Annotated in this window: 14 protein-coding genes; 5 read left to right on the top strand and 9 right to left on the bottom strand. The window is 59.4% G+C overall.

The window, feature by feature from the left end:
- Positions 1-7 precede the first annotated feature (7 nt).
- From H7B67_RS09325 to H7B67_RS09310, 4 genes are all read left to right on the top strand, one after another.
- Positions 8-694, top strand: coding sequence for a lysoplasmalogenase (locus H7B67_RS09325; RefSeq protein ID WP_245363169.1), 687 nt, complete (start codon positions 8-10; stop codon positions 692-694).
- Positions 695-879: 185 nt separating this feature from the next.
- Positions 880-2,223: a DEAD/DEAH box helicase gene (locus tag H7B67_RS09320; protein WP_185119528.1), complete on the top strand. Its 1,344-nt coding sequence runs from the start codon at positions 880-882 to the stop codon at positions 2,221-2,223.
- 78 nt (positions 2,224-2,301) lie between these two features.
- Positions 2,302-3,384 (top strand): LLM class flavin-dependent oxidoreductase, encoded by a 1,083-nt coding sequence (locus H7B67_RS09315; RefSeq protein WP_245363171.1) that lies wholly within the window; start codon positions 2,302-2,304, stop codon positions 3,382-3,384.
- Between the two features lie 128 nt (positions 3,385-3,512).
- Positions 3,513-4,436 (top strand): aldo/keto reductase, encoded by a 924-nt coding sequence (locus H7B67_RS09310; RefSeq protein WP_185119527.1) that lies wholly within the window; start codon positions 3,513-3,515, stop codon positions 4,434-4,436.
- Between the two features lie 50 nt (positions 4,437-4,486).
- Here the strand turns inward: H7B67_RS09310 and H7B67_RS09305 are convergent, their stop codons facing one another.
- The 6 genes from H7B67_RS09305 to H7B67_RS09280 all read right to left on the bottom strand — a co-directional run bounded on the left by H7B67_RS09305 (position 4,487) and on the right by H7B67_RS09280 (position 10,414).
- Positions 4,487-5,029 carry a cupin domain-containing protein gene (locus H7B67_RS09305; RefSeq protein ID WP_185119526.1) on the bottom strand — a complete coding sequence of 181 codons (543 nt, stop codon included), beginning with the start codon at positions 5,027-5,029 and terminating at the stop codon, positions 4,487-4,489.
- Entirely contained in the window at positions 5,026-6,261 is a 1,236-nt protein-coding gene (locus H7B67_RS09300) for a DUF418 domain-containing protein (protein ID WP_185119525.1), read from the bottom strand. The genes H7B67_RS09305 and H7B67_RS09300 overlap by 4 nt, the downstream gene beginning before the upstream one ends.
- Positions 6,262-6,428: 167 nt before the next feature.
- Positions 6,429-8,444: a helix-turn-helix domain-containing protein gene (locus H7B67_RS30650; protein WP_209649150.1), complete on the bottom strand. Its 2,016-nt coding sequence runs from the start codon at positions 8,442-8,444 to the stop codon at positions 6,429-6,431.
- A 157-nt stretch (positions 8,445-8,601) separates the two neighbouring features.
- Positions 8,602-9,060 (bottom strand): GNAT family N-acetyltransferase, encoded by a 459-nt coding sequence (locus tag H7B67_RS09290; protein WP_185119667.1) that lies wholly within the window; start codon positions 9,058-9,060, stop codon positions 8,602-8,604.
- Positions 9,061-9,204: 144 nt separating this feature from the next.
- On the bottom strand, positions 9,205-9,495 hold the full coding sequence (locus H7B67_RS09285) for a DUF3817 domain-containing protein (RefSeq protein ID WP_185119666.1): 291 nt from the start codon (positions 9,493-9,495) through the stop codon (positions 9,205-9,207).
- A 247-nt stretch (positions 9,496-9,742) separates the two neighbouring features.
- A complete protein-coding gene (locus H7B67_RS09280; RefSeq protein WP_185119524.1) occupies positions 9,743-10,414 on the bottom strand; it encodes a YdeI/OmpD-associated family protein in 672 nt (223 codons plus the stop codon).
- A gap of 233 nt (positions 10,415-10,647) precedes the next feature.
- On the opposite strand from H7B67_RS09280, the gene H7B67_RS09275 reads away from it, so the two are divergent.
- Entirely contained in the window at positions 10,648-12,936 is a 2,289-nt protein-coding gene (locus H7B67_RS09275; RefSeq protein ID WP_185119523.1) for a putative bifunctional diguanylate cyclase/phosphodiesterase, read from the top strand.
- A gap of 116 nt (positions 12,937-13,052) precedes the next feature.
- On the opposite strand, the gene H7B67_RS09270 is transcribed toward H7B67_RS09275, so the two are convergent.
- The 3 genes from H7B67_RS09270 to H7B67_RS09260 are packed head-to-tail and all read right to left on the bottom strand — an operon-like array spanning position 13,053 to position 18,001.
- Positions 13,053-14,177 (bottom strand): SGNH/GDSL hydrolase family protein, encoded by a 1,125-nt coding sequence (locus tag H7B67_RS09270; protein WP_185119522.1) that lies wholly within the window; start codon positions 14,175-14,177, stop codon positions 13,053-13,055.
- A 55-nt stretch (positions 14,178-14,232) separates the two neighbouring features.
- Positions 14,233-17,010 (bottom strand): glycoside hydrolase family 3 C-terminal domain-containing protein, encoded by a 2,778-nt coding sequence (locus H7B67_RS09265; RefSeq protein WP_185119521.1) that lies wholly within the window; start codon positions 17,008-17,010, stop codon positions 14,233-14,235.
- A 16-nt stretch (positions 17,011-17,026) separates the two neighbouring features.
- Positions 17,027-18,001, bottom strand: coding sequence for a LacI family DNA-binding transcriptional regulator (locus tag H7B67_RS09260; protein ID WP_185119665.1), 975 nt, complete (start codon positions 17,999-18,001; stop codon positions 17,027-17,029).
- Between the last annotated feature and the right edge of the window lie 151 nt (positions 18,002-18,152).

The raw sequence follows: 18,152 nt of genomic DNA, 5'->3' as shown, positions 1-18,152 counted from the left end.
TTCAACCATGTCCCAATCGATGATCCGAAGGGCTCTGCCCGTCCTCATCCCCGCGACGGGACTTCTCTACATCTTCGCGATTCCATCCGATCCGGAGCCGGTCAAGCTGCTCTTCAAGCTGATTCCGATGGCTCTCATCATCGGCTACGCTTGCTTGCTCGCGCCCGCGCGGGAACGCCGCGAGCGCAAGCTGCTGCTGCTCGGCTTATTCTTCTGCATGATCGGAGACGGCACCCTCCGCTGGTTTACGGTCGGATTGTCCGCCTTCCTGATCGGCCATTTGTTCTATATCGGCTGCTTTCTTCATCGAAGGCGGATCACCCGCGCGAAGCTGCTCGCGCTCGCGCCTCTTCTCGCCTATGCGGTCTATATCGCGTCGCGGCTGGTTCGAGCCCTTCTCGACTCGGACGAGAAGGACCTGATCGCCCCCGTTCTACTGTACGTGGCGGCGATCTTCTTCATGAGCGTCGCGGCGATCATGAACGGCAACCGGTACGCCATCGCCGGTTCTCTGTTGTTCCTTGCGTCCGACTCGATTCTCTCCTGGAATATGTTCGTCTCGGAGGTGCGCTACTCCGGTCCGCTGATCATGCTTACGTATTACGCGGCCCAATGGCTGATCACAAGCAGTCTGCTGGCTCCGCGGGAACGTCGGCCCGCCGCGGCGGAGCCCCGATCTTCTTCCTTCCGTTAAGCGCCAATAAGCCGTTTGAATAAACGGAGTTCCGACCTCTCCCCTCGCTCTCGGGATGAGAAGCCGGCTTCTTTGTCATGACCGGAATCATAGATAAATCAAGGTTGATGAACAATAAATCGGAGACGATGAGGAAGTTGTGGTAAAGTGGAGTAACGGCACATCTGCCTAGATAAGGAGAACGTATGAATTTTCAAGACTTGAAGCTGATCCCCCCTATTCTTAAAGCATTGGCCAAAGAAGGCTATACGGAACCCACTCCGATCCAGGAGCAGGCCATTCCCGCCGTGCTGGCCGGCCGAGACCTGTTCGGCTGCGCGCAGACGGGCACCGGCAAGACGGCGGCATTCGCCCTGCCTATTCTCCAACGGCTTCAGGAGCAGCCCCCGGGCGCCGCGAAGCGTCCCATTCGGGCTCTTATCCTAACTCCGACGCGCGAGCTTGCCATCCAGATCGACGACAATATCCGCGCGTACGGGCAATTCACCAAGCTGCGGAGCACCGTCATCGTCGGAGGCGTATCCCAGAAGGCGCAGGAGCAGGCGCTAGAGCGCGGATCGGACATTCTGATCGCGACGCCCGGCCGGCTGATCGACCTTCTGAACCAAGGCCTCGTCAGCCTGAAGCAGGTTCAGATTCTCGTGCTCGACGAGGCCGACCGCATGCTGGACATGGGCTTTATCCATGACATGAAACGAATCATCGCCAAGCTCCCTTCCTCGCGGCAGACCCTGTTCTTCTCCGCCACGATGCCGCCGGAGATTACGAGCCTGGTCGATTCCCTGCTGAACGATCCCGCGAAGGTGGAGATCACTCCCGTCTCTTCGACGGCGGAGCGCATCGAGCAGTCCGTCTACCTGGTGGACAAGGAGAACAAGCAGAAGCTGCTCAACCTGCTCCTGGAGGACCGCTCCATCGCTTCCGCCATCGTCTTCGCCCGCACGAAGCACGGAGCCGATCGCATCGCGCGCGGCCTGAACAAGGCGAAGGTGACCGCCCAAGCCATTCACGGGGACAAGTCCCAGAACTCCCGCCAGAACGCGCTGAACAACTTCAAGAGCGGAGCGACCCGCGTGCTGGTGGCCACCGACATCGCCGCGAGAGGGATCGATATCGACGAGCTCTCCCACGTCATCAACTTCAATCTGCCGAACATTCCCGAGACTTATGTCCACCGTATCGGACGGACGGGCCGGGCCGGTCTCAGCGGCGTCGCGATCTCCTTCTGCGATTACGAAGAGCTTGCTTATCTGAAGGACATCGAGAAGCTGATCAACCGGAAGATCCCGCGAGTCGAGGACCATCCGTATCCGATGGCGAATACGGCGCCTTCCGCTCCGGCGCAAGCGCAAGCCGCGAAGCAGCCGAGACCGCAAGCCGCTCAGGCCGGGGGCCGTACGAGGGGCATGCCGCAGGCGAGAACGTCGGCGAAACCGCAAGGCAAGCCGCGTAACCCGGCGCAGTCGACAGGTTCGAAGCCGACATCGGGCAAGCCCTCGCAAGGCAACCGGCCGCGGAGCAATGGATAGAAATAACAACAACTATATTTAATTGCGTTACATTATTTTTTATAGTATAATGAGCTCATTACAAAGGAGGGATCCCCGATGGGCGAACATACATCCGCATCACCTGTCATGGAGATAGGCATCAGTACTTTTCTGGAGGCGACCCCGCACCCGATCACCGGAGAGAAAGTCAATCACGCGGAGAGGCTGCGCCGCGGCGTCGAAGAGATCGTGCTGGCCGAGCAGGTCGGACTCGACGTCTACGCGATCGGGGAGCATCATCGTCCCGATTATGCCGCGTCCGCTCCCGAGCTCGTTCTGGCGGCGGCCGCTCCGCTGACGAAGAAGATCCGGCTGTCCAGCGCGGTCACGGTTCTGTCGTCCGACGATCCGGTGCGCGTCTACCAAGCGTTCTCGACCGTCGACGGGCTGTCTGACGGACGGGCGGAGATCATGGCGGGACGGGGCTCGTTCATCGAATCGTTCCCGCTCTTCGGATACGATCTGAACGATTACGACGAGCTGTTCGACGAGAAGCTCGAGCTTCTTCTGAAGATTCGCCAGTCGGAGAAGGTCAACTGGCCGGGCAGCAAGCACCGCCGCGCCATCGTCAACCTGGGCGTCTATCCTCGCGCCGTGCAAGAGCCGCTGCCGGTCTGGATCGCGAGCGGCGGCAATCCGGAATCCGCCGTTCGAGCGGGAACGCTCGGCCTGCCGATCGTCTTCGCGATCATCGGCGGAATGCCGGAGCGGTTCGCCCCGCTCGTCGCCCTCTACAAGAGAGCGGCGGAGAAGGCCGGACACGACCCGAGCAAGCTGCAGATCGCGTCCCACTCGCACGGCTTCATCGCCGATACGACCCAGCAGGCGGCGGACACGTTCTATCCGTACAACAAAGCCCAGATGGACGGAATCGGCCGCGAGCGGGGCTGGCCTCCGATGAGCCGGGCTTCCTACGACGCCTCGCGCGATCTTCGCGGAGCGCTGTACGTCGGGGATCCGGAGTTCGTCGCGGAGAAGATCGTCTACCTGCGCAAGCACCTGGGTCTGACGCGCTTCTTCCTGCACCTCGACGTCGGCTCCATGCCGCATGGCGAGGTCATGCGCGCCATCGAGCTGCTCGGCACGAAGGTCGCTCCTATCGTGCGCAAGGAGATCGCCCGCATGGAATCGGCGGAATAATCGATTCCCCAAGCCACCGGCTTAGCCCGGTGGCTTTCGTCCGTTCTACGTTGAATCCGTCTCTCTACTATGTAACAATAGGAATGTACAGAATCCGCTTCCATAGCCGATCGGAGGTCCATGAAGTCATGAAAACCATCAAGCTTGGCACCAGCACTCTTGAAGTTCCCGTCGTCGCCGTCGGCTGCATGAGAATGAATTCCCTGGACAAGAAGCAGGCCGAACGCTTCGTCCAAACCGCCTTGGACGAAGGAGCGAACTTCTTCGAGCACGCGGACATTTACGGCGCGGGCGAATGCGAGAGGATTTTCGCCGACGCCATCCAGATGAGCCCGAGCGTGCGCGAGAAGGTCATCCTCCAGTCGAAGTGCGGCATTCGCCCGGACAAGGGCATGTTCGACTTCTCCAAGGAGCACATCCTGAATTCGGTGGACGGCATTCTGAAGCGGCTGAACACCGACTATCTGGACGTTCTGCTTCTGCACCGCCCGGATACGCTCGTCGAGCCGGAGGAAGTGGCGGAAGCGTTCGACCAGCTAGAGCGGTCGGGCAAGGTGCGTCATTTCGGCGTCTCGAACCAGAATCCGATGCAGATTCAGCTGTTGAAGAAGTTCGTGAAGCAGCCTATCGTCGCCAATCAGCTCCAGCTCAGCATCACGAACGCCACGATGATCTCCCAAGGCTTCAACGTCAACATGGAGAACGCGGCCGCGGTGAACCGCGACGGCAGCATTCTCGACTTCTGCCGGCTGCACGACATCACCATCCAGCCTTGGTCGCCGTTTCAATACGGCTTCTTCGAGGGAGTGTTCCTCGGCAACGAGAAGTTCCCGAAGCTGAACGAGAAGATCGACGAGATCGCCGCCCGCTACGGGGTCAGCAACACGACGATCGCGGTCGCCTGGCTGCTTCGCCACCCCGCGAACATGCAGCCGGTGATCGGCACGATGAACGTCGAGCGGCTGAAGGATTGCTGCAAGGCGGCCGACATCCGGCTCACCCGCGAGGAATGGTACGACATCTTCCGCTCGGCGGGCAATATTCTCCCTTAAGGCCATAGCAAGAAGCTGGCGAGGAATCTCCTCGCCAGCTTCTTGCATGATCAGGCATATCGCCGGAGCAATCGCTTTTTTACGCCAATCCAAACGGCCAGGGCGTGCAGGGGCGCGAATAACCCTTTCTGGACGACGAAGGGAAGGTTCGGAAGATAGCTCTCTCCCAAATGGAAAATAACCGCCATCTCCAGGAGATTGCGCGGAACGCCCTTCCCGTTGGTCCTTCCGTCGTTCGTCAGCCCGTACGCGATCCGAAGCATCGGCTCGAAGCTCCGCGCCGGAACGATCCGAACCTTAAAGCGGATCTTTTCATGGCCCGGGTTATAGAACCGATGGACCGACCGCCTGGGCGCGACAAGCTTCTCCCCCGGCTTCAGCACATGCGTCCGACCATCGCAATCGATATAAAGGAGACCCTCCAACGCTTCGAATTCCTCTTCGAAGCTCGTGTGATAATGCAAGCCGTTCCCTCCGCCCGGATTCAGCTCCACCTCGACAAGCTCGTATTGCCGATCCGACTCCGCGGCGGTCACGAGGAAGGTCACGCGATCGCCGATCAGCGGATTCCCGATGGTCCTCTCCCGAGTCATGCGTTCACTTCCTTCGACGCGGTCGCGGCGGCTTTGTCGTTGCCGAGCTTCCCGTAGGTCCATCTTCTCCACAGCCATTCCGCCGGCCCGTAAGCAAAGCGGGACATCCACCAGACGCTGAACAGAATCTCCAGGGCGATAACGATCGAACAATACGCGAGCACCTGCCAAACCGCCAACGTTCCGAATAAGCCGAATCCGGCGAATACCGCGATGGAGATCGCCGATTGAAGCAGGTAGTTCGTCAGCGTCATCCGGCCCACGAGCCGGAAGGGACCAAGCAGCTTCTGGACGGACGGCAGCTGAAGCGCCAGCAGCAGAGACGTCATGTAGAACAGGCTGACGATAATCCCGCAGCCGTAGATCAGCCATTGGGTCACTGCCGCTTCGTACGCTCCCGCCTCCCAATTGCCGAAGCGGATCAGCGCTAGCAAGCCCGTAATCAACACGCTCGCGGAACCCGTGATATCGCGAATCGCCCGAAGCCGGGGGGCGAGCTCCTTCACCCGGCTAAACAAGTCGACTCGGCCGCAATAAAACCCTAGAAGCATCATGCCGAAAACGCCGGGGTACGTAATCTGCTCCATCGCCAAGGCAGGCAGAACCTCTTCGTCGATATGGAACGACATCCACTCGCCGTAATGGCCGGATCGGTAAGCTTCCGTAGCTTCGGCCGCCTCCCGCTCCGCGATCGCATAATTAGCCTCGCGGCTTGCATCCAGGTCGGATGCCGGCGTCAGGAACGACAAGGAGAACGACAGCAAGAACAGAGCCAGGATCGAAACGGCCCAGGTTAGAATCGTCTTGTCCCTTCGGCGGTAGAACAACAGCAGCAGACAGCCCAATATCGCGTAAGTCCGCAGAATGTCTCCGCCATAGAAGAGAAGCATATGCGCCGCTCCGATAAGAAACAGAATCGACATGCGTTTCAGGAAAAACCGGCGGACGCGGACCCCCTTCCGCTCCGCGCGGCTCATGAGGTAGTAGAAGCCTGCTCCGAACAGGAACGCGAGAACGGGGTACATTTTCCCAGAGAAGATCAGCTCGATCATATGCTTAAGGCTGCCGTCAAGCTCGGTCTCCCCCTCGGGGACAACGCCGTTCCGTTCGTAGAATACGGAAGTCGTGCTCATATAAAGAATGTTGACGAGAAAAATGCCGAACACCGCTAATCCTCTCAAAATATCGATAGCGGACAGCCGTTCGGACGGCGAACTAGGCGACAGCTTCATGAATCCTAAATCCTCCTCGCAGTATCGTTCGGGCCCTGCTCTCCACTATAGGGAATATCGCCGCGGCTCGAAATTATCCTCAGGGATACTTTGAGGGATACCGGGTTTTAGGCCGATCGTCGTCTGCAAAAAAAAGACACCTTCGGGAAGGTGCCTTCGACGGGGATTCAGAGCAGCTGCCGCATCAAATCGGCGCGGTTGCGGGCTTGAAGCTTCTGGTAAGCGGACCGAAGATGCTTCTTGACCGTGACCTCCGATACGTAGAGCCTGCGCGCGATATCCGCGTTCGACAGTCCTTCGAGGACAAGCTCCACCGCTTCCCGCTCCCGCTGCGTCAGCTTGCCCAGCATCTCCGCGAGCTTGTCGTCTCTCGCCTCGGTCCTGTCGCCTTGCTCTTCCGCAGGCTCCCGAAGAACGGGAAGACCGGCCTGCCGCAACAGGCTCTCGAATAGAGCCTGGAGCTTCTCCCCCCTCGTATCGAGCACGTACATCGGAGTCGGAGTCGCGCCGTCGTAATACGTATGCGTCGCCCCTTGGAGCTCGCGAAATCCAAGGCTGTAATGGACATCGGCCAGCATCGGATCGGGAGGCGGCGCCGCCACGATGTACCCGCTGGATACCATCAGCTCGAAAATAAGCTCCATCCCCTTGATCGCCAGTAGAGGATTGTAAGGCTCGGCGATGTCGATAAGCCGGATAAAAGAAGCGTGCGGCGAGGGGGAGGCTTCCTTAAGCCGCTCGTAGGCATCGCGGTCCAGACTTCTCAGGTATATCGCCGCGAGCGGTTCCCGCTCCAAATAAGGCAGCATGGCCGCGTTTACGGAGTAGATGACGGACAAGCCGACGGCCCTTCCGTCTTGATTGCGAAGCAGCCGGCCCTGTTCGCCTTCCAGCTCGACCAATTCGCGCAGCGATACGTCCTCCATCCTGACGATATCGAGCGTAGGCGGCTCGCCGGTTCCGGGAGAATCGCCCAGCCTCACGCGATCCTGCAGATAGCGTTCCGCTTCCGCGACGTTGCCCGGGCTTAGAGGCTCCCAGAAGTACCTCTCGTTCTCGGCCGGAGTCACGATCCACTGAATGGACGCGTCCCCGATGTAATAGAAGCATTCACGAACGTCCCATACCGCGCCGGAAGAGCGGGAGGCTTCCAGAATCCGTCTCATGTAGAGATTCGCGCATCCGGCCAGCAACCGCTTGTAGCCGCTTGGCGTTCGATCCCGCATCCCCTTGGCGACCGCCTCGCGCATGAGATCGTGAACGGTCCAGCCTCTTGCCGTTCGGCGGACGAACGATAACCCGTACAGCCGCGCGAAGTCCTCGGGCGGGAGCTCCCTTCCTCCGGTGACGAAGGAGAGCGCCTCGGCGTCGAAATACCTTAACGCGCAGGCCGCCTCGATCCATTGCCGGAGCTCTCCGGTCGGCACCTCTCGGAGCCAATGCTCGACAAGCATCGCCATCCATTCGTCCCCGTTCTCTCCCTCGGACGAAGCGTCCAGCCATAGAGAGGAGGCCGCGAGGGAGAGCGCGAGGGGATGGCCCTTGGTCTTCTCCCACAGAATCTCGCGGCTTTGAACGTCCTCTATTCCGCATAGGGAGAGGTAAACGTGCGACTGCTCGCGATCCAGGGAACCGAGCGAGAATCCCCTCAGCCTCTCTCGCCAGGCCGGCGACTGCATCCAAGCTCCCGAGAGCGGCTTCCGGCTCGCGACAACCACGAGCGCTCGGGAAGGCAGCCATTGAAACAGCCGATCCCGAAGCCAGCGATCCAACTCGAGCAGCTCTTCATAGTTGTCGATCGCCAGAGTCAGCGGCCCTTTCTCCGCGATCTCCTTCAGGCGGCGGAGGCAGCGATCCGCCCCGGTATCCGTTCCGCCGGCCGGCTCCGGCGCGGGAAGCTGGCTCAGCAGATGGAGACAGAAACCGTCCGGCGTGCGAACGAGGTCGCGTCCGTCGATCGCGATGTATGCCGCTCCCTTGCGATAGGACATCCGCCGGAACGCGTCCAACAGCGTCGACTTGCCGGTGCCTCCGGTCCCGTACACGGACCAAACCGTCGGCGTATGATACGCTTCATCCTGTCCGAGGAGGAACCGCTCGTAAACGGCAAGCTCCTTCTCTCGGCCGCAGAAGTAAGCCTCTTCCCTCTTATCGATATCGCTTAACCCTGGTTCTTTCTGCATTCGGGGATTTCTCCTTGCCTCCTAGGGCCGTTGTCCATCCGACGATCCCGATCGGATGATTCCTTGCCTAATATATACTCGGCGGGGAAGTCCTTCTCCTTCTTAACGACCAAGAAGGACACCGACTGCGGTACCGGTGTCCTTCGCTCTATAACCTTTAAGCCAATGCCTTCGTCATGAACTTGCTGTTCGGGTCGTCCCAGTAGTCCGCGAACGGACCGCATTCCTCGAATCCGAAGCTCTCGTACAAGCGAACCGCCGGAACGAACGAGTCGAACGAGCCCGTCTCCAGGCTGAGCCGCGTGTAGCCGCGCTTCTCCGCCTCGCCGATAATATGGGCCAGGATCGCTCTCGCCACCCCTTTGCGCAGATGAGCAGCCGCGGTTCGCATGGATTTCAGCTCGCCGTGCGCGGGATCCAGCTCCTTGATCGCCCCGCATCCCGCCAGCTCCCCGTCGATCCACGCGCTGTAGAACGTGATCTCCGGCTTCCGAAGCCCCTCCAGGTCGAGAGCGTGGACGCTCTCCGGCGGGGACTGCTCGAACATGCTGCGCATATGCTCCTCCAGCAGAGCCGCTATTTCCGGACCTTTCAGATCGTCGACCTTAATCTTGATCTCCATCTCCCGACACCTGTCTCTCTTCTAAAATTACCGATAGTATACGATAGGCCCAGTTTCGAAAGCAATGACAACAGGAGCCTGCCGAAGGCGGATTCGCGGTCGGAAAGGAATGTTCCGGGATTCCAGGGTGCCTCCCGTTTACCCGGCTTCCGCGGCCAGCGACTTGCGAATACGTTTGTCGACGATGAACGGACCGAACGGAAGAAACGCCGCAACGAAAGCCATCAGGACCCGCCCGATGCTCCAGCGATGAACGATAGCCGCCCCGACCATGACGATTAGATACAACGCGAACAGGAAGCCATGGAGCGCTCCTACGACGGTGACCGCTTCCGGGACATCCATCCCATACTTGAGCGGCATCGCAATGCCCAACAAGATGAGAAAAGACCAGGCCTCAATTCTACCGACAATCGTGAACGCCTTCATAGAGCGATATTGCCATACGGAGTTCGACACGCTGACACCTCTGAAGTTGGAATGGAGAACTTATCATCCTTCTATTTTATCATAGGCTCATCCAATCATGTAGGGCACGTTCAGCCGAGATATCGAATGAATGACGAATTGCACGATTGAATCAAGCGGGAAGTCGCCCCTCTTGAGCCTGAATTGGAATGATCATCGATTCCTATAAAATTTCCTTTCTAGGCTGGTAGGAGGATCGACATCCGCCTTATCCTCTTCTGCGATAAAGATCCATCGTTTTATAACCCGCGCCGAGCGCCTCGATCATCTCGATCCGGCGCTTGGCGCGGGTTTCTTCCTGCACGGCGCTGTAGACGTACCGGGCCCAATCCCTGCGGTAGCCCGGAGTGAGCGAGCGGTAGAATTCGAGCTCCTTCGGATGCTCCTTCAGATCCTCTTCCACGCTCGGAATGAAGCCGACGTAATCGCCGACGGACTGGCTCGGCTTCTTCGCGGCCGCCCCCGACGCCTTCCGGGCTTCCGCCTTTAAACCGACGACCGTGAACACGTCGTTCATGCCGACCATTCGGGCGAATTTCAGGCTGCTTGTCCCGATGTAGCCCTCTTCGTCGGCCCCCAGCCCCTCCAGCAGGCTGTCCCGGTGAATATAGGTGTCGTATACCTTGTTCCCCTTCTTGGGGTAAGCCGCATACAGATAGCCCCCCTCGTTCAGAGACTGGCGCCCGATAACGTCGTCCACGAGCTTCCGGAGCGATTCCAGGTCGAACGCATAAGCGAAGATAAGATCGTAGCCGCCCGGCTTCAGCTCGGTATCGTACTCTCCCAATCCCGCTAACTCCTCGTCGCCCTCCGGCCTGTTCAACACGGCTTTTTTCTTATACTTGTTCAGGTTCAGCTTTTCTGGGATCGTCTTGGACATGGCAACCTCCGCATTGTTCCATCTATGTTTATGATTAGCCGAATTTCGCCTAACCCCCCATCGGAGGTTCCGCTAATGAAGACTATAATTCAAGGGAACGCGCGCATCAAGGACCGCTCCCTAACACCTCCTAATATCTCTAATAGATTGCTAAATTCCTCCTACAACATTCCTAACATTTTTCCATTACTCTGATCTTGCCGTTTCCAAAACATACCTCCGCGGGGGCGAACATGCGCAGAGCGACGAGACGCCGATTGTTGGCCGTGCATTCTTCTTCGGCTTCGATAGGGTTATGGATCCTATTGGCCGTCCTAGCCCTGATTCTGGGCTCCTTGATCGTCCTATTCAACAATGCCTATAAGCAGCGGGTCTTTAAAGAGATCTACAGTGATACCGCCTACGGGCTTAATGCCCGCGCTTCCGCTCTCTCCTCCGCGATCGGAGTCCGGCTTAATCTCGCCAAAGGAATCCGCGCCTTCGTCTCGGAGGAGCTCGAGCATTCGGAGACGGTCTCCCCGTCCCGTTTCGAATCATTCGCTTCGAGCTACGCGAACGGGACTCCCGGCATTCGCAACGTCTCCGTCTATCCGAACGGGATTGCCGAGATGGTTTATCCAACAAGAGGCAATCAAGCGTTGCTGGGGGTCGACCTGTTCCATCATAGGGATCCCGCCGTTCGGGAGAACGCCGAACGAACCCGGCTGACCGGAGAAATGACGCTACTCGGCCCCATCGAGCTCGCCCAAGGAGGGGTAGGCATCCTATCCCGGCAATCGGTCTACTCGGACGGCCGATTCTGGGGCTTCGTCTCGGTCGTGCTCGACCTTCCTCCCATTCTGGAGGAAGCCGGCCTGTATAACGAGAATAAAGGCACCGAGCTCGCCGTGCGGGCGAACGGCCGGATGCTGATCGGGAGACCGGAGAGCTTCGTCGACCCGAAGCATTACGAGACCGTCGATCTGCCGGATGGAGATTGGGAGATCGCGGCGGCCCCCACCGCTTCCCGTCTGGACTCGGTCGCCTCCAAGCTCCGGGTCACCCAGGCGATCTGCTGGGCCGGATTGCTCCTGATTCTTCTTTTCCTTTACTCCCAATTCACGCAGAAATCCAAGCTTAGGCACTTGGTGGCCGAGCGCACGCGTGGCCTCGAAGATGCGAACCGGCAGTTGGAGGCCACCTATCGGGAGCTCGCGGTAACGGCTTACCGGGATGCGGTAACCGGCCTTAGGAACCGTGCCTCCTTCAACGAGACGCTTGGCTCCTGGATCGAAGGAGATTCTTCCGGCGACCGCATGGCGCTGCTTTACCTGGACCTTGATCAATTCAAGATGATCAACGATACGCTGGGCCATGCCTACGGGGATATTCTGCTGAAGGAGATAGGCGGCAGGATCGGCGGCATCTTGACGGAGGAACAGACGCTCTTCCGAATCGGCGGAGACGAATTAACGATCCTCGCGCGCAATCTCGGGAGCATCGATCAGGTCCGGGAATTCGCCCGGCGGTTGTGCGAGCTGTTCCGGGAGCCGTATTGCCTTCGCGATACCGAGTGCTTCATTACGGCCAGCATTGGGATCGCTCTCTATCCCGATCATGGGAAGGATAGCTCGACCCTGGTCCGCAACGCCGATCTCGCCATGTACAGAGCCAAGGAGGAAGGCAAGAACCAATATCGTTTCTACGACATGACGCTGAATCCGAACGCCAAGGAGTCCATGGAGATCGCGAGCAGCCTTCGCCGCGCCTTGGAGAAGGACGAGTTCCTCGTTTATTACCAGCCCCAAGTCGAAGCGAGATCGGGGAAGCTGACCGGGCTCGAAGCGTTGATTCGCTGGAGGCATCCGGCCAAGGGACTCGTGCCGCCGAACGCCTTCATCCCGATCGCGGAAGAGACCGGCCTCATTCTTCCGATCAGCGAGAGGGTGCTGCAGCTCGTCTGCGCCCAGAGCAAAGCCTGGCAGCAAGCGGGGCTGCCGCCGATCCGGATCGCCGTCAACTTGTCGGCACGACAGTTCGCCCAGAAGGACTTCGCGGCCCGCATCTGCGAGATCGTGGAGGGATACGGGCTGAATCCGAGCTGCCTGGAGCTGGAGATCACGGAGAACATGGCCATGAAGGACGAGATGCAGACCGTTCTGCAGGAGATCAGGGATAAAGGATTCCTGCTCTCGATCGACGACTTCGGAATGCAGTATTCTTCATTGAACTACCTGAAAAAGCTGCCCGTCCATAAGATCAAGATCGACCGTTCCTTCATCGGCGGGATTTCCAGGGACCGCAAGGACGAGGCGATCATCGCGGCGATGCTGAACATCGCGGATCGTTTGGGCCTGACCGTCATCGCGGAAGGCGTGGAGACTCGGGAGCAGTTGGAATTCCTGCGGGCGAACAACTGCCATGCGATTCAGGGTTACATTTTCTGCAAGCCGCAGCCGCCGGAAGAGATCCAGGAATGGCTAAGACGCTCGAATATCGAGTCCAACGTAATAGAGCCCGGCGGCGGATGGAGGGCGGAGTAACGGAATCGTGCAGAAATTCTATATCGTTCGATGGCCTGGTTTCTTTCTTTAGCGATCTAAAAAAAATCCCATCCGCAACCGGATGGGATTTTCTGCCAAAATGGGCTTAACCGTTCTTACGACAAGATGGACTTAAGATACCCCGACAGCTCGCGCGCCGTCCTCTCATGGGCGAGCGGTCCCGGGTGAGCCCTTGCTCCTACCGTCTCGTCCGTCATGTTCGGAAGCTGGAATACCGAAACCTTCCGGTCGCCGGAGGCTTTGACGTAGGCATCCACGGCGCGGTAGATCGCCGGCATCATGCTATGCCCGAGCATTCCGTACGCCCACACGATATGAGCCCGAGGATTGTTCTTGCGGAGCTTGGCGAGGAAACCGCGGACCGCGGCCTCGAACGCTCCCAAATCCTCTTCGTTGAAGCTGCCGTCCTCGTTCAGGCGCTGCTTGCGGGTCCGCCCGGTCGACTCGTCCGTCCAAGCCGGATTGTGGAACGCGCCGTTGTCGTTCGTCCCCAGATTCACGACCACGGCATCGGGCTGCCAGGAAGAGAAATCATGGGCTTCCTTCGCCCCCAGCGACTCGTTCTTGTCTCCGTTCAGAAGCCCGCACACTTGCTCGTAATAATCCGGGAGGTTGAAGCGAGGGTTGTTGTCCCAGCTCGTCAACACTCCCCAACCGCTCTGCGAGAGAACGCGGTAGTCGGCGTTAAGCGCCGCCGCCGTCTTGAACGTGTAGTTGTCGAGCGCGCTGAACCACATCGGGATCCAATCGGCCTCGGCGACGGCGCCGATCGACCCTTCCCCGGAGGTGATGCTGTCTCCGATGAATTCGATCTTGAACGGCTTCTCCTCCACGGGCAGAAACTCCCCGTCGAACTTCACGGCATGGACGCGCAGGGAATGGCCGGGATCCCCGCTCACCGCCTGAACGTCCTTGACGATCCGCACGTTCTTGACGGTGTCCGCGCCCATCCCGCGGAAGACGCAAATCCAATGCCGGCCCGCCGTCACCATCTGCCGGCTTACCTGCGCGGAGTTGATCAGAATGCTGATCCAAGGCTCATACTGCTCGTAGTCCGCCTCGATCTCCACCCACAGCTCGGACCCCTTCGCGTTGAATTCCAAGGCGCTGCCCGTCCAAAACAACGTCAGAGGGGCTTTCTGCGCCGCGGTTCTCCCATGGATCTTAAGGTTATCTATCTCGGATAAAGCCCGAATCGTTAATTTATCGTTCGCGTGCATCCGTATCGCCTCCCTGTTAAGAGTATCTTACGGATGCGCTTCCGCGGTCAATCCTTCAAATCGGCTTGAATTCGATCCAATCGATGCGCAATCCCGGCTTGACGAAGACCAGCTTCATCTCGTATAGGCCCGCTTCCAGCTCGACCTTCGCCAGCTTCTGCTTGATCCACTTGCCGTCCGTCCCGTTCGTCTGAACGGTCGTGAGAAGCCCGTCGTTCAACATGACGTTGCACGCGCTCTGGGCGAGATCCGATTCCGGAGACATGAGGCTTACGATAAGGCGATACTCTCCGGCTTGGTCCGCCCGGATCAGCGTCGCGCCTTCTTCGGAAGGCTTCACTCGGGCTTGGACCGACAAGGATTGCGCTCCGTCCGGAGACAACGACGGATTCGCCTTGAAGCTCTCGACGGTCTCCGCGATGACCTGCTCTCTCGAGGAAACCGGCGCGTTCATAATGAATCGGCAGATGTTCATCGCCGAGCGCTGCAGCTCCCCGCGGGTCAGCGTGCCCGCTTCCAGCGATTCCAGCGTATTGTCCTCGTAGGCGTTGATCTCCGCCCCGTAATTGCTGACGACCATGTAGAGGTCGTTCTGCGCGCGAACCATCCAGTTCGTGTACTTCCGGTCCGGGGCGCCTCCTTGGACGGCGTCGTTCATGACGGCCCACCAATCGGTCATGACGATGCCCTGGAAGCCCCATTCCCCGCGCAGGATCGTCGTGTTCAAATCGTAGTTCGAAGCCGCCCAATGGCCGTTGATCGGATTGTAGGAGGTCATGATCGAGTTCGCTCCGCCCTCCTTCACGGCGATCTCGAATCCCTTCAAGTAGATCTCCCGCAGCGCCCGCTCGGAGACGACGGCATTCACCTTACTGCGATGCTTCTCTTGGTTGTTGCAGGCAAAATGCTTCAGAGTCGCGTTCGAGCCGCCCTGCCGAATGCCCCGCGCGCACGCGACGGCGAAAGCGCCGGTAAGGAGAGGGTCCTCCGAGAAATACTCGAAGTTCCGTCCGTTCAGCGGGCTGCGCCGGATGTTCATGCCGGGCCCGAGCAGCGTGTCGATCTGATTGCGCAGCAGCTCTTGGCCTTCCATGACGTACAGCCGTTCGACGAGCTCCGTGTTCCATGTGGCCGCAAGCAGCGTTCCGATCGCCACTTGGGTCGCTTTCTGCCCGCTGTCCATTCGAATCCCGGAAGGTCCGTCCGCCGTGCAGGCGACCGGAATTCCGTATTTGAGAAGGCTATCGCTGACCCCGCCGAAAGCCGAGGCCGTGCCGGGAGTGACGAGCGGGCTGCTCATGCCCTCGCCCCGGACGATCGTCGCCAGCTCTTCGTCGTTAAGCTGAGCAACGAAGGCTTCCATGCCGATGCGGCCTTCGGAGACGTCCTTCAGCTTGTAGCCCCGGTCGCCCGTCTGCTCCAGGGTCCTAGGCAACCGGCTCTCGATCCGCTCCGCCATCGAAACCTTCCGCCGAGGCGCCTCTTCGTAAACAAGCTCGTACGAGCCGTCCTCCTTACGGGCCCCCGGCTTCATTCTCGCCAAGGCTTCCGTCGGAGCCATCGCTTCTTCGAGCTGTTCCGCCACTCGGAGAGATTCGACGGCATAGCCTTCTTGTCCCTCGAATCCGATCGGGGCCAGCCGCTTGACGCTGGTTCCGACGTGCAGGCGGTAGACGCCTTCTTCCAGAACGTACGCGGAGCGGTACCCGGTTACGCCGGCGTCGTCATAGGAAGCCATGGAGCGGACGGGGAAGCCGAGCGTAAGCCTCTGCGATTCGCCCGGCTGAAGGAGCTTAGTCTTGGCGAATGCGGCCAACGCCCTTGCCGGCTTGCCCAGCCGTCCTTGAGGCGCTTCGTAATAAACCTGAACGACCTCCTGTCCCGCATATACGGAGCCCGTATTCGTAACCGTAACGTGGATCGCGATCGTATCCCCTTCGGCAAGCCGAGCCTGCTCCGGTTCGACGCGGAAGGTCGTATACGACAGGCCGTAGCCGAACTCGAACTGGACGCGCTCCGGACGGAACGTCTCGAAGTAGCGGTATCCGACGTAAATATCCTCTTGGTAGAGGCTCGTATGCTCATGTCCGTAATTCCGGGTGGAAGGATAATCTTCGATGGCAAAGGCGATCGTGTCGGTCAGCTTGCCGCTCGGGGTCACTTCGCCGACCAGCACGTCGGCGATCGCGTTGCCGCCTTCCATGCCTCCGTGCCAAGAATAGACAACGGAAGCGATCGGGTGGGCATAGCTTTCGTCGGTCAGCCAGCTCATGTCGATAATGTTGGATACGTTCAAAACGACGATCGTCTGCTCGAAATGAGCGGCCACCTGCTTCAGCATCGCTTTCTCGTCCGGCGTGAGCCGATAGCTGCCCGGCTCGTCCGCGTTGTCCTGGTCCTCGCCCGCCGTCCGTCCGATGACGACGATCGCCTTGTTCGCCCGGCCTCTCGCCGCGGCGACGAGCTCGTCACTCAAAGGCATCTCCTTCTGGTGCCACGGCTCGGCCGCCCATCCCCCGCCCCCGTTGTCGAACGGATTTTCCTCGATCCAGCGCTCGTAGACGGACGCCAGCTCCTCGTCGACCGCAATGCTTGGCTTCGCGCGCAGGCCGTCCAGCAGATTCGTCGTATAGGCGACGTGAACGCTTCCGCCCGAGCCCGTGCCGCTGCGGTAGTAATTGACTTGAACCCGTCCGAATATCGCCGCGCGGTCTCCCGGCCGGAGAGGAAGCGCCTCGTTCTCGTTCTTCAGCAGCACCGCTCCTTCCGCGGCTGCCTTGCGGCTGAACTCGGCAAATCCCTCCAATGGAACTCCAATTAAATTAGCGCTCAAGTTCCTTCCCCCTTAATTAAGATTTGATTGATCCGACGGAGTCGCCTTCCATCAGACGGACATAAACCCGCTCCGTCTCCACCGGCTCTCCCCCGATCATCTTCAGAAGCTGTTCGGCGGCCAGCGCTCCCCACTTCGTCATCGAGTAATCGATCGTGGCGAGTCTCGGCCGCATGTATCGCGCCAGCTCGATGTTGTCGAAGCCGACCAGGTGCAGATGCTCGCCGACCCGGAGCTCGGTGCGGCTCTCCAGATATTCGTACAGGCCGACCGCCATCTCGTCGTTTAAGCAGAAGACTCCCGCGGGACGGTCGTATTCGGCCGCGATCAGCTCTCCGGCCGCGAACCCGGAGGGCTTGTGGAAGGAGCCGGGGATGACCTTGAAGCTCCGCTCCGGCGCGCGGTCCATGACTTGCCGGGCGGCGAACATGCGCTGCCTCGCATCGTAAGAGGCTTCCGGTCCGCCGATGACGTAAATCCGCTCCAAACCCCGCTCGAGCAGATGCTCCATCGCAAGCGTCGCTCCCGCCTTATTGTCCAACAGAACCTGGTTCACGTTCGGGTGGGGCAGCTCCCGATCCAGTACGACGAGCTTGTGCCCGCGCTCCGCGTATTGCAGAAGCTCCTCGTCGGTGAATTCCGCGTCGAGGATAATGGCGCCGTCGAACGTCCTCTCCGGAACGAGCCGATGCGAGCGGCTGCCGCTGCAGACGATAAGATCGTATCCTCTCCGGTTCAGCTCGTCCTTGACGCCCTGAAGCAGATTGCCGTAGAAGTGGCCCCCGTAATTCGTCAGGTACATTCCGACGAGCATCGATTCCCGCTTCTTCAGCCTCCTTGCCGCTCCGTGGGGAACGTAGCCCAGCTCGTCCGCGATGGCGAGTATCCGCTCGGCCGTCTCCCGGGTAATCCGTTCGCTGCCGTTGAGCGCGTAGGACACGGTCGAGATCGAAACGCCGGCTTTCTTGGCGATGTCTTTAATGCTTACCAGGACGGCACCTCCTCCGATCCTTTTTTCTGTTGCCGATTGCTGTCGAAACGTTTCAAAACGAAAAATATTCCCTTTATGCTTGGCTGAATAAAACGCTTTACTTAACCTGATTGTTCTAATTTAATGCATATCCCCTGCGATTTCAACTAAA

It is taken from the genome of Cohnella thailandensis (assembly GCF_014212135.1).
Classification (GTDB): Bacteria; Bacillota; Bacilli; order Paenibacillales; family Paenibacillaceae; genus Cohnella; species Cohnella thailandensis.
Note: the sequence above shows the minus strand (reverse complement) of the source record. Positions and strands in the feature narration are given on the sequence as shown.